Source organism: Dickeya sp. CFBP 2040 (assembly GCF_012273755.1).
Taxonomy (GTDB): Bacteria; Pseudomonadota; Gammaproteobacteria; order Enterobacterales; family Enterobacteriaceae; genus Dickeya; species Dickeya poaceiphila.
In genome coordinates this window covers 84,005-96,377 of sequence record NZ_JAAVXH010000006.1, presented here as the reverse complement: position 1 = coordinate 96,377, position 12,373 = coordinate 84,005, and the positions used below count along the sequence as shown (strand labels likewise).

Below are 12,373 nucleotides of genomic sequence, written 5' to 3'. Positions count from 1 at the left end.
AAAAGGGAGGGCGGGCGCCGTCACGGGCCCGTCTGTCAATGTGGTGATTTCGGGCTGGCGCAGGGAGCTGAATCTTGCCGCCCTGGCGCTGTCGTGCTGACCTGACGCTGTTTAATGATCTGATGGCTGTACCGACTGGCGTTTGTCCCGACTGGGTTTCGTCCCGAAATAGTGTCGTGTTCTGAGGTAGCTTGTTAATGCAAACGCTCAATCGTCGTGATTTTCCTGGCCGTCGTCATCCTGACCGCGTTATTCAATTTGGCGAAGGCAATTTCCTTCGCGCCTTTGTTGACTGGCAACTGGATCTGTTGAATGAACATACTGATCTGGACGCGGGTATTGTTGTGGTTCGTCCGATTGATACCGATTTCCCGCCTGCGCTGAATACCCAGGAGGGTTTGTACACCACCATTATTCGCGGCCTGAACGAACAGGGCGACGCGGTGCGCGAGCCGCGCCTTATCCGCTCGGTTAACCGTGAAATCAACGTGTACCGTCAGTTTGATGAGTATCTGGCGCTGGCGCATGACGCCAACATCCGCTTTGTATTTTCCAACACCACGGAAGCCGGTATTAGCTACCATGCTGATGACAAACTGGCTGACACGCCGCCAGCCAGCTTCCCGGCGAAGTTGACCCGTCTGCTGTTCGAACGCTTCAATCATTTTAATGGCGCCGCCGATAAAGGCTGGGTGCTGCTGCCGTGCGAATTGATTGATTACAACGGCGAAAAACTCAAAGAGCTGGTGCTGCGTTATGCGGCGCAATGGGCGCTGCCGGCCGCGTTCACCACCTGGCTCAACGAGCACAACACCTTCTGCTCAACGCTGGTGGACCGCATTGTGACGGGGTATCCACGCAATGAAGTGGACGCGTTACAACAGGAACTGGGTTATCAGGACACCTTTCTGGATACCGCTGAGTATTTCTACCTGTTCGTGATTCAGGGGCCGCAGTGGCTGGCAGAAGAACTGCGCCTGAACCAACTGAAACTGAACGTGCGCATTGTTGATGACATCAAGCCTTATAAAGAGCGCAAGGTGGCGATTCTGAACGGTGCCCACACCGCGCTGGTACCGGTGGCGTTTCTGGCAGGCCTCGATACCGTGGGTGAATCGATGAATGATGCCCAGATAGGCAAATTTGTCGAAACCACGATTGCCGAAGAGATCGTACCGGTACTGGATTTACCGCATGACGAGCTGATGTCGTTTGCCGAGGCGGTACTGAGCCGTTTCAGAAACCCGTTCATTCAGCATCAGTTGCTGTCTATCGCCCTGAACGGTATGACCAAATTCCGTACCCGCATTCTGCCGCAACTGCTGACGTACCGTGAACGTCATAACGCGTTGCCCAAGCGCCTGACGTTTGCGCTGGCAGCCTTGATCGCGTTTTATCGCGGCGAGCGTAACGATGACCGCTATCCGTTGCAGGACGACGCCCGCTGGCTGGAGCGTTACGAAGTGCTGTGGAGCGGCGTGCGCGCTGGCACCACGTCGCTGGCGCAGGTGGTGAATGCCGTGCTGGGGGATGAGGAGCACTGGGAACAGGATTTGACGCAGGTGCCCGGTCTGGCATCGCTGGTCACCGAACAATTGCAGGCTATCGTCGAGCGCGGTATGCGCGACGCGTTAGCGGGTTATTGCTAATCGCATAAGGTCGTCTCCATGCAGAGCATCATTAAAATTCACTCACTGGACAATGTCGCCGTTGCCTTGCGCGATCTGGCACAGGGCGAGACGGTGTCGGTGGGTGATGTAACCCTGACGCTGCCGCAGGCGGTGGCGCGCGGGCACAAATTCGCCCTCAAGGCGATAGCGTCAGGCGAGATGATCGTGAAATACGGTCTGCCGATCGGTCATGCACTGGCGGCGATTGCCGCGGGTGAGCACATCCACTCTCAGAATGCGAAAACCAACCTGAGCGATCTGGATGAATACCAGTATCAGCCGGAGTTCATCAGTCTGCCGGCGCAGATGGCGGATCGTGAGGTGCAGATCTACCGCCGTAAAAACGGCGACGTTGGTATCCGCAATGAACTGTGGATACTGCCGACCGTCGGTTGCGTTAACGGCATCGCCCGTCAGATCCAGCTGCGTTTCCTCAAGGAAACCAATAACGCGGAAGGTATCGATGGCGTTTACCTGTTCACCCATCCGTTCGGTTGTTCCCAGTTAGGTCAGGACCATGAAAACACCCGTACCATGCTGCAAAACATGGTGCGCCACCCGAATGCCGGGGCGGTATTGGTGATTGGTTTGGGGTGTGAGAACAATCAGGTATCCGCATTCCGCGACACGCTGGGCGAGTTCGACGCCGCTCGTGTCAACTTCATGATCTGCCAGCAGCAAGAAGATGAAGTGGAAGCCGGTCTGGAGCGTTTGCATCAGTTGTATCATGTGATGCGTGACGATCGCCGTGAGCCGGGTAAACTGAGCGAACTGAAATTTGGTCTGGAGTGCGGCGGCTCGGATGGCCTGTCCGGTATTACCGCCAACCCGCTACTGGGGCGTTTCTCGGATTACCTCATCGCTAATGGCGGAACGACGGTGCTGACCGAAGTGCCGGAGATGTTCGGTGCCGAACGTATTCTGATGAGCCGGTGCCGCGATGAGAGTACATTCGAGAAAACCGTGCATATGGTCAATGATTTCAAACAGTATTTCATTGAACATAACCAGCCGATTTACGAGAACCCGTCGCCGGGCAACAAAGCGGGTGGTATCACTACGCTTGAGGAGAAATCCCTCGGTTGTACTCAGAAAGCCGGGCAAAGTCAGGTGGTGGATGTGCTCAAGTATGGCGAGCGTCTGCATACGCCGGGGTTGAACCTGCTGAGCGCACCGGGTAACGATGCGGTGGCCACCAGCGCGCTGGCGGGGGCCGGTTGTCACATGGTGCTGTTTAGTACCGGTCGCGGTACGCCTTACGGCGGCTTTGTGCCGACGGTGAAACTGGCGACCAACACCGAACTGGCGCAGAAGAAACCGCACTGGATCGATTTTGACGCGGGTCGCTTGATTCACGGTATGTCGATGGATGAGTTGCTGTCGCAGTTTGTCGATCTGATTGTCGATATCGCCAACGGTAAACCGGCGAAAAATGAGATCAACGACTTCCGTGAACTGGCGATATTTAAAAGCGGTGTGACGTTATAAAACCGATCGTTATAAGCCTGGCGTTGTAAATCCAAACGATTTCACATAAAATAAAACGGCGTTTCATTTTTTGCGCCGTTTTTTCATCATGGCGCTTTAAGGCAGGAATCATGACATCTTACGTGTTTGCCCAGGCTGTTGGCGTACTGGCCTTTCTGGTCGGTATCACCATGTTTTTCAACCGCAGTGAAAAAAAATTCAAAATCCAGCTCTCCGCTTACAGTGCGGTTATCGCTTGCCACTTCTTCCTGATGGGGGCACATGCGGCGGGCGTGAGCGCCTTGCTCAATTCAGGCCGCACCCTGATCACCCTGAAAACCAGCAATATCGTGGTGATGTTTGTGTTTATTGCCCTGACGCTGGGGCTAGGCCTGCCGGGTATGAAACACCCGATGGAACTGCTGCCGATCATCGGCACAGTGTGCAGTACCTGGGCGCTGTTCCGCGCGCATGGGTTGACGACGCGCTGCATCATCTGGTGTTCGACGGCGTTGTGGGTGATGCACAACATCTGGCTGGGGTCGATTGGCGGATCGCTGATTGAGGCCAGTTTTCTGGTGATAAACGGGTTCAATATCATCCGCTTCTGGCGTATGCAGCGTAACGGCATCGACCCGTTCAGAGTAAATGAGCCGCAATCCACCACCAAAAGCGCCTGAAGGAATTGCCCCGCGGTTAAGCGGGGCGCACGCCGGTATTCAGTATGGGGTAGGGTTAGCGCGTAGCGCATCGGTTAACCCAGAGGTTGATCAGAATGGTGACCAGCAAGATCACAGCCACCACGCTGAGCGACATGGCGACAGGGATGTGGAACAGATCGATCAGCATCATCTTGATGCCAATAAAGATCAGGATCACCGCCAGCCCGTATTTCAGCATGGAGAACTTCTGCGCCACGCCTGCCAGCAGGAAGTACATGGCGCGCAATCCCAAAATAGCGAACAGGTTTGACGTCAGCACAATGAACGGGTCGGTGGTGACGGCAAAAATCGCGGGGATGCTGTCTACCGCGAAAATCACATCGCTGATTTCCACCATCACCAGCACCAGAAATAGCGGTGTGGCGTACAGCAAGCCGTTCTGCCGGATGAAAAAACGATCGCCTTGCAGGGTATCGGTCATCCGCAGGTGACCGCGCAGCCAGCGCACGACCGGTTTCTCGCCGATGGCGGCGTCATCCTCTTTCGCTAATGCCATTTTGATACCAGTGAGCAGTAAAAACGCACCAAACAGATACAGCAGCCACTGGAACTGGGAAACCAGCCAGCTACCGGCAAACACCATGATGGTACGCAGAACGATGGCCCCCAGCACGCCATAAACCAGTACCCGACGCTGATACTGTGCGGGAATGGCGAAATAACTAAACAGCATCAGCCAGACAAACACGTTATCGACGGCCAGCGCTTTTTCTATCAGGTAACCGGTAAAGAACGCCAGCGCCTGAGTATCTGCCACCTCGCGGCCCACGGTGCTGCTGAGATACCACCAGAAGCCGATGTTGAATAATATTGACAGGCTGACCCACACCAGCGACCAGACGGCGGCCTGTTTAAAGGTCATCACCGTCGAGCCTTTCTTGCCCTGATAAAACAGGTCAATAGCCAGCATGATTACCACAATAATTGCGAAGCTGCTCCATAGCAGCGGGGTTCCTATCGTTACCATAACCGTATCCCTTAGCGCCTTTCCCATGAGGAAGTGTGTCGTGGCCCTGTTGTCAGAAAACAAAACGGCCTGTGTCAGAAGGCACAGGCCGTTTGCTATTCACGGTGCTGCAAATGGACCTCGCCTTCTGGCAAGGTCTCACTTACAACTTAATGTGGAATAGAGTCATTAAGGTTGCCTGGTAACCGAGTGCGCTTGCACTGTAATGACGATTAGCCAGCGAGAAGTTACTCCCCTTTGCAATTCCAAAGATAGGATAGTTCCTGTACAGGGTCAAACTCTTCCTCTTGCCTTCTATGTCGATGTGCTTTGACGTGGCGTAGCCGATGGATAGGGGTGTCAGTGGATGAATAGTGGGCATCAGCAGGAAAACCATTTACTGCGGCGCCGTTTTAAGGGATAAACAGCGCCAGATTTTGTATTGCAGGAGAGGCCATGAGCCAACTTGAGCTGGAAACACATAACCTGACGTTGGTCCGCTATCCGCAGTCTGAACGCGAGTCATCGTTGCAGGCATGGGAAGCGGCGGATGAGTATCTGCTGCGGGAGTTGGCGACGATGCCGATTGGTCCCGGTCCTCGTCTGATTTTCAATGATGCGTTCGGCACGTTGGCCTGTGGCTTACAGGCGCAAGCGCCTTATTGCATCAGTGACTCATACCTCAGCCAACTGGCGACCCGGCATAACCTGTCGCTCAATGGGTATGCGCCGGAGTCGGTCACGCTGCAAGACAGCCTGGCTCCCTTGCCAGACGCACCAGCGCTGGTGGTGTTGAAAGTGCCGAAAACACTGGCGCTGCTGGAACACCAGTTGCGTCAACTGCGCGAGGTGGTGACGCCACAAACGGTGGTCATCGCGGGTGCGAAAGCGCGTGATATTCACACATCCACGTTGCAACTGTTCGAGCAGATTCTGGGTCCGACTCGTACTTCGCTGGCCTGGAAAAAAGCCAGATTGATTCACTGCCAGCCACAAGCGCGCGTTATTGATGACAAACCGGCGATGACTGCCTGGCTGTTGGATGACGCTGCCAGTCCTATCCACAATGCCCGTATCCACAATTACGCCAATGTGTTTGCCCGCGGCGGGTTGGATATTGGCGCCCGTTTTTTCATGCAGCATCTGCCGCAACAACTGGACGGTAAGATTGTTGATCTGGGGTGCGGCAACGGTGTTATCGGCCTGAGTGCACTGGCGCTAAGCCCACAGGCGTATGTCAGCTTTTTCGACGAGTCCTATATGGCGGTGGCCTCCAGCCAGCACAATGTGGAAGTCAACCGGCCACAGGATATGGCGCGCAGCAGCTTTGTGGTGAACCATGCGCTGACGGGAGTCGGGCAAGGCAGCCTGCAGGCGGTGTTGTGTAATCCGCCATTCCATCAGCAGCAGGCGATAACCGATGACATTGCCTGGCAGATGTTTTTGGATGCACGCCGCTGCCTGGCGGTAGGCGGCGAATTGCGGATAGTCGGCAACCGCCATCTGGACTATTTCCACAAGCTGAAGCGGTTGTTCGGCAATTGTGAAAATGTTGCCAGTAATGCGAAATTCGTTGTGTTGCGTGCGGTAAAAACCCAGAGTCGCTAGATGCGGTGATCCCGCCCAGCATTTGTTGTCGCGCGGGACTGTCATTATAATCCGCAGGTTATGTCAGAGAGAGAAGGTACGTCAGAAGGAACCTCTATGTGTATCGAAGAGTTGGAAGCACGGCTGGAAAGCGCATTGCAGGCGCTGGAGGCCAGTGTCAGCCGACAGCAACAGATCTGGCAGCGCGACTATCAGCACCTTCACTTGCAATTGGTACAGGCTCGTCAGCGTGAAGCGGATTTGTGTGCAAGAATCAATGAACTGGTTACCCGGTTAAACATGATGGATGAGTCCCCTGAACGTAACCCGTTGTTGCAGAAAATCAACCTGATCCGCTCCCATCTGGATGCGCTGGCCAAAGACGCTGCCGCGTTTCATCGTTCGCTGCTCTGAGAAATCCTGCGGCGGTTATCCGATGGCGGCGTCAGTTCGCCGCCACTTACAGCGTTCTGGCGTTTTCTCCACAATTGGTGGAATTGTGAATGCCTTCCTTGCAAAGTTTTACCCAGGCACCCGATTAACTGAAATTCCACGACCTATACTGCATCGCAAAGGTTGACGCATTTCGATGCGTTAATAATTAAAACCGTAACGTGAAGGAAGGTCCTATGTCTAAATTAACTGTGATTATGGTTGCCTCTGCGTTGGCGCTGGGGAGTGCCGGATTTGCCTATGCCCAGGATCCTACCCCGCCGGATCAGGATGCACGCATGATGAGACACCATGACGGCGAGCGTGGCGAACACGGGATGGAACAGAATATGTTTAGAGGGTTGAATCTGACCGACGAGCAGCGCCAGAAAATACGCGACATCATGGAGAATGCCAAAAAAGACCGCGAGCGGCCTTCGGCTGATGATCGCGCCGAATGGCACCGCCTGATCGCCGCTGACAGCTTCGATAAAGCGAAAGCTGAAGCGGTAGCCAATAAAATGGCTGAAGCCAGCAAAGCCCGTATGCTCAACCACCTGGAAATTCAGAATAAAATGTATAACGTGCTGACGCCGGAACAGAAAAAACAGTTCAACGATAAATTCGACAGGCATCTGAAAGAGCCGATGCCGCCAAAAGCGCCTCAATAACGGTATGCCAGATATGACTGGAGCGCGCCGGCTGGCGCGCTCTGTCTTTGAGGGTGAGGGCCACAACCGCAACATTCCGGCCCTGTTTAGTCGATCTCTTGCGTTCAGACAGGTTTTTTCCCATCTGTGCTTTTCAATCACCCGTACTTGCTCTATCAATATCGCGTCATTGTGATTCAAGGAGTACGGCTCATGGCGTCTTTCGCCCTAAAATCCATCCTGTTGCTTGGTGTATTCAGCGTGCTGAGTGCCTGCAAACCGCAATCGCCCGTGAATGATTCGCGCCCCTTCACCACGTTTGAGGGCAAAACCATGGGTACGTTTTATAGCGTGAAGATAAGTGGAGAGTTGCCGGAAAGCAGCCAGCAGTTGCAGCAGGAGATCGATGCGTTGCTGGAGCAGGCTAATAACGAAATCTCTACCTACCGCAGCGATTCCGTGTTGTCCCGCTTTAATCGTGACACCGGTACTGAGCCACAGCCTATCAGTAATGGCATGGCGGATATCATTCTGGCTGCGCAACGTATTGGCCGGGCGACGGGCGGAGCGATGGATATCACAGTGGGACCGTTGGTTAACCTGTGGGGATTCGGGCCGCAGAAGCAGCCGGTTACCATCCCCAGTCAGCAGCAGATTGATGAAGCACGGCGTAAGGTCGGGCTAAATCACCTTCGTCTTATCAGCAATCATCAGGGGGAATGGTTGCAGAAAGACCTGCCCGGCCTGTATGTGGATCTCTCCACGCTGGGCGAAGGTTACGGTGCCGACCTGCTGGCACAGTTGATGACCCGTAAAGGCATTACCAACTATCTGGTATCGGTAGGTGGGGCGATTTCCAGCCGTGGCGTTAATGGGCAGGGACAACCCTGGCGAGTCGCTATTCAGAAACCTACCGACAAGGAGAATGCCATTCAGGCTGCGGTGGATCTGCATGGCTACGGCATCAGTACCTCCGGCAGCTATCGCAACTATTTTGAGCAGGATGGCAAACGCTATTCGCATGTTATCGACCCGGCTACCGGTAGGCCGATTACGCATCAGCTGGTTTCCGCCACCGTGATTGCCAGAACCGCACTGGAGGCGGATGGCTGGGACACCGGGCTAATGGTGCTGGGTAAGGACAAGGCGTTGAAACTGGCGGAACAGCAAGGACTGGCGGTGTATCTGATTACGAAAACCGATAAGGGATTTGAAGCGGTGATGACGCCACAGTTTAAAGCATTTCTGTTGCCCACGCCGTAATCAGACGAGGAGCCTGATGCGGCAACATCAGGCTCCAGTAATTTACTCATCAGGTTTCATGTATCAGCTTTATGTTCAGAAACCATGTTTAGAAATCATTGTCTTCTTTGCATGTGAAATGAGTCGCCATGAATCATTTTCATTCTGAATAATCAGTCCGCATCGGTTGATGTTATTTCACCGTATCTTTCCCCTATGCATGTGGTCACTGGGGTGACCGTTTTATGCCGGCAATGTTCTCAGCGTAAATGTTCTCAGCGTAAGTTGTGAATAATGATGCCAGTGAATAGATATCCTAAATACCTCAGGTTGCAGGGTTCCCTCGGCAAGACAGCAAACTGTGTGCAACGCCACTACCGATCTTGATTCGTTTAAAATCAATATGATTGAGTTTGGCGCGCAATCGCAGGGTCTGCTATTTGGTTTGACAAACATTCGCTTTGACAAATATTCGCTTTGATAAACAGTGCCAACCAATGGCGTATTCCAGTGTGTAGCCTGTTTTTCCGGCAATCCGAATTCTTGAATGAGTAGGTATGAATTACTCAGGTATCAGGTAAATAAAGTGTTGTCTTATTTTTAACGAATATGAATGAGTTGTTTTTTCATGAATCACTCTTTCAACAACACGATGACATAATAATAAATCATTAGTTAATTAACTAATTTGATTATTTAGAAACTAAAAAGCCACTCATATTAACGTTATGACATCGGCCCGCTAAGCAAAATAAAAAACAATAAACCGATAACAAATTTGAAGCATATAAAACATTGGTAATTTATGGAGTCTCTTATTATGAGCGTTAATAACCAGGTACTCAGTCCGTTTACTTTGCCCAATGGCGTCGAGCTTAAAAATCGTCTGCTGATGGCACCCATGACCACCTGTACCGGCTTTTATGACGGCACCGTCACCAAAGAGCTGGTGGAGTACTATCAGGTGCGTGCCGGCAGTATCGGCGCAGTGATTGTGGAGTGTTGTTTTATCGATGATAAAGGGTTGGCGTTTCCGGGCGCCATTGGCATCGACAATGACGATAAGGTCATCGGGTTGGCGAAAATCGCTTCGGCCATCAAAGAGAAGGGGTCGAAAGCCATTCTGCAGATCTACCATGGTGGACGTATGGTGGAGCCGAAACTGATTGGTGGCCAGTCGCCCGTTGGGCCGAGCGCAGTTGCCGCACCGCGTGAAGGTGCGGCGGTGCCGGTAGCGCTGACGGGCGAAGAGGTGGACGCCATGATCGCCAAATTTGGCGAAGCGGTGCGCCGCGCCATTGAAGCCGGCTTCGACGGCGTGGAAATTCACGGCGCTAATACCTACCTGATTCAGCAGTTTTACTCCCCGAACTCTAACCTGCGTACCGACGAATGGGGCGGCAGCCGCGACAACCGCGCCAGATTCCCGCTTGCTGTGCTGGAGATCACCCACAAGATGGCGCGCCAGTATGCGGATGCGACCTTCATCATCGGTTATCGCTTCTCGCCGGAGGAAATCGAAGAGCCGGGGATTCGGTTTGACGATACGCTGTATCTGCTGGAGAAACTGGCGGCGCGTGGGTTGGATTATCTGCACTTCTCAATGGGCCATACCCTGCGATCTTCCATCGTTGATACCCTCGATCCTACCCCGTTGATTAGCAAATATGTTGCCATGCGTTCAGACCTTCTGGCGAAGGTGCCGGTTATCGGCGTCGGCGGCGTGGTAAATAAAGCCGATGCGGATGCCGCGCTGGAGCACGGTTACGACCTGGTTGCGGTAGGGAGAGCCTGCATTGCTTATCCGGACTGGACTGATCGCCTCATCAGCCAGCAGAAGCTTGAACTGTTTATCGACAGCACTCAACGTGAGGCCCTGACCATCCCGGAACCGCTGTGGCGTTTCTCACTGGTGGAAGCGATGATCCGCGACATGAGCCTGTCGGCGAAAAAATTCAAGGCCGGTGTATTTCAGGAAAACGTGCAGGATGATGCTGCTGGTGAGCTGGTGATTAACGTCAGTCTGGAAACGGATCGCATCGCCGACGTTACGCTGGAGCGTAATTCGCAACTGAATGCCGATTTCATCAGTAGCTTTGAGGTTATCCGTTCCCGCATTCTTGATGCCAACAGCCCACATGTGGATGCCGTCACTGGCGCTACTACCCAAAGTGAGGCGGTGAAGAAAGCGGTATCCAAAGCGCTGGCCAAATCCTGCAAGGCGGCGATTATGGAGGAAGGCGGTGATCCGTCCCAAATGCAGCGTTATGACGTGGTCGTCATCGGTAGTGGTGGCGCGGGCCTGGCGGCGGCGATTCAGGCGTGCGATGACGGAGCCAGCGTGCTGATTGTCGAGAAGATGTCCAGCATCGGCGGCAACACTATCAAGGCTTCTGTGGGAATGAACGCGGCAGGCACCCGTTTCCAGAAAATGAAAGGCATTGTTGACGACAAGCAACGGTTTTACGAGGAAACCCTGAAAGGCGGTAAGCAAAAAAATAACCCCGATTTGCTGAAACGATTCGTGGAAGGCGCGCCGATGGCGATTGAATGGCTGGCGGAGCGTGGCATCGAACTAAACGACATTACCATTACCGGCGGGATGAGCGTGGATCGCACCCATCGACCGGCAGACGGTTCGGCGGTCGGGGGTTTCCTGATCAGCGGACTGGTAAAAAACATCAACAAGCGCAATATCGATGTGATGCTGGAGACGTCGGTTGTCGATATCGTTCACGAAGGCGGCGCAATTACCGGTGTTCGCGTGCTTAACGAGGATAATGAGCAGCTAACTATTGCCACCAAAGGGGTGGTGGTTGCCACCGGCGGGTTCAGCGCCAACCGTGAGATGGTGGTGAAATACCGCCCGGATCTGGACGGCTTTGTCACCACCAACCATAAAGGAGCCACGGGTAGCGGTATTGCGATTCTGGAGAAAATGGGAGCTGATACCGTTGATCTGGAAGAAATTCAAATTCATCCAACGGTGGAGCAAAACACGTCTTATCTTATCTCCGAATCTATTCGCGGCGGCGGCGCGATTCTGGTGAACCAGCAGGGTCAGCGCTTCTTTAATGAGATGGAAACCCGCGACAAGGTGTCGGCATCAATTATCGGCCTGCCAGAGAAGTACGCTTATATCCTGTTTGATGAGCAGGTGAGGATGAAGAACAAGGCGGCGGACGAGTATTTGTCCCGTGGATTTGTGGTGAGCGCCGCTTCTCCGCGTGAACTGGCAGACAAGCTGGCTATCGACCCGCACGCCCTGCTGGCGACGCTGGAGCGCTACAACCGGTTTGTTGAAAAACAGCATGACGATGACTTTGGTCGTAAAACCGCATTGCGTCACCCCATCAATCAGGGGCCGTTTTATGCAATCCGCATCGCGCCCGGCGTGCATCACACCATGGGTGGTGTGGTGATCAACGCCGATACGGCGGTGCTGGACAGCAAAAAACGGGTCATTCGGGGCGCTTTCGCTGCGGGTGAGGTAGTGGGTGGCATTCATGGCAGCAATCGCATCGGCGGTAACGCCGTCGCCGATATCATTGTTTTTGGTATTCAGGCGGGTCGTAACGCGGCATCCTACGTACAGATGTAATTAACGCCAGCCTGCGTCAGAACTCGCTGCTGATGCAGGCGTAATTCGCTTTTCTA

Annotated in this window: 9 protein-coding genes; 8 read left to right on the top strand and 1 reads right to left on the bottom strand. The window is 53.7% G+C overall.

Annotated features, from left to right (window positions below; genetic code table 11):
* Nucleotides 1-197: 197 nt before the first annotated feature.
* The 3 genes from Dpoa2040_RS00675 (at nt 198) to Dpoa2040_RS00665 (ending at nt 3,817) form a co-directional block, all read left to right on the top strand.
* Nucleotides 198-1,649: a tagaturonate reductase gene (locus Dpoa2040_RS00675; RefSeq protein WP_168639945.1), complete on the top strand. Its 1,452-nt coding sequence runs from the start codon at nt 198-200 to the stop codon at nt 1,647-1,649.
* Between the two features lie 18 nt (nt 1,650-1,667).
* Nucleotides 1,668-3,158 carry a UxaA family hydrolase gene (locus Dpoa2040_RS00670; protein WP_168639944.1) on the top strand — a complete coding sequence of 497 codons (1,491 nt, stop codon included), beginning with the start codon at nt 1,668-1,670 and terminating at the stop codon, nt 3,156-3,158.
* A gap of 110 nt (nt 3,159-3,268) precedes the next feature.
* Nucleotides 3,269-3,817 (top strand): YgjV family protein, encoded by a 549-nt coding sequence (locus Dpoa2040_RS00665; protein ID WP_168639943.1) that lies wholly within the window; start codon nt 3,269-3,271, stop codon nt 3,815-3,817.
* A gap of 55 nt (nt 3,818-3,872) precedes the next feature.
* On the opposite strand, the gene Dpoa2040_RS00660 is transcribed toward Dpoa2040_RS00665, so the two are convergent.
* Nucleotides 3,873-4,826, bottom strand: coding sequence for a TerC family protein (locus Dpoa2040_RS00660; protein ID WP_168639942.1), 954 nt, complete (start codon nt 4,824-4,826; stop codon nt 3,873-3,875).
* Between the two features lie 435 nt (nt 4,827-5,261).
* Between Dpoa2040_RS00660 and rlmG the strand changes: the two genes are divergently transcribed.
* The 5 genes from rlmG to Dpoa2040_RS00635 all read left to right on the top strand — a co-directional run bounded on the left by rlmG (nt 5,262) and on the right by Dpoa2040_RS00635 (nt 12,317).
* A complete protein-coding gene (rlmG, locus tag Dpoa2040_RS00655; protein WP_168639941.1) occupies nt 5,262-6,413 on the top strand; it encodes a 23S rRNA (guanine(1835)-N(2))-methyltransferase RlmG in 1,152 nt (383 codons plus the stop codon).
* Nucleotides 6,414-6,509: 96 nt separating this feature from the next.
* Entirely contained in the window at nt 6,510-6,806 is a 297-nt protein-coding gene (locus tag Dpoa2040_RS00650; RefSeq protein WP_042868469.1) for a hypothetical protein, read from the top strand.
* A 215-nt stretch (nt 6,807-7,021) separates the two neighbouring features.
* Nucleotides 7,022-7,495: an ATP-independent periplasmic protein-refolding chaperone Spy gene (gene spy, locus Dpoa2040_RS00645; protein ID WP_168639940.1), complete on the top strand. Its 474-nt coding sequence runs from the start codon at nt 7,022-7,024 to the stop codon at nt 7,493-7,495.
* A 192-nt stretch (nt 7,496-7,687) separates the two neighbouring features.
* A complete protein-coding gene (gene apbE, locus Dpoa2040_RS00640; protein WP_168639939.1) occupies nt 7,688-8,737 on the top strand; it encodes an FAD:protein FMN transferase ApbE in 1,050 nt (349 codons plus the stop codon).
* 799 nt (nt 8,738-9,536) lie between these two features.
* Entirely contained in the window at nt 9,537-12,317 is a 2,781-nt protein-coding gene (locus Dpoa2040_RS00635; protein WP_168639938.1) for a flavocytochrome c, read from the top strand.
* Nucleotides 12,318-12,373: the final 56 nt, after the last annotated feature.

Coding starts and splice junctions, on each gene's coding strand:
- Dpoa2040_RS00665 (WP_168639943.1), top strand. CDS start 3,269: ATGACATCTTACGTGTTTGCCCAGGCTGTTGGCGTACTGGCCTTTCTG.
- Dpoa2040_RS00635 (WP_168639938.1), top strand. CDS start 9,537: ATGAGCGTTAATAACCAGGTACTCAGTCCGTTTACTTTGCCCAATGGC.
- Dpoa2040_RS00670 (WP_168639944.1), top strand. CDS start 1,668: ATGCAGAGCATCATTAAAATTCACTCACTGGACAATGTCGCCGTTGCC.
- rlmG (WP_168639941.1), top strand. CDS start 5,262: ATGAGCCAACTTGAGCTGGAAACACATAACCTGACGTTGGTCCGCTAT.
- Dpoa2040_RS00675 (WP_168639945.1), top strand. CDS start 198: ATGCAAACGCTCAATCGTCGTGATTTTCCTGGCCGTCGTCATCCTGAC.
- spy (WP_168639940.1), top strand. CDS start 7,022: ATGTCTAAATTAACTGTGATTATGGTTGCCTCTGCGTTGGCGCTGGGG.
- apbE (WP_168639939.1), top strand. CDS start 7,688: ATGGCGTCTTTCGCCCTAAAATCCATCCTGTTGCTTGGTGTATTCAGC.
- Dpoa2040_RS00650 (WP_042868469.1), top strand. CDS start 6,510: ATGTGTATCGAAGAGTTGGAAGCACGGCTGGAAAGCGCATTGCAGGCG.
- Dpoa2040_RS00660 (WP_168639942.1), bottom strand. CDS start 4,826: ATGGTAACGATAGGAACCCCGCTGCTATGGAGCAGCTTCGCAATTATT.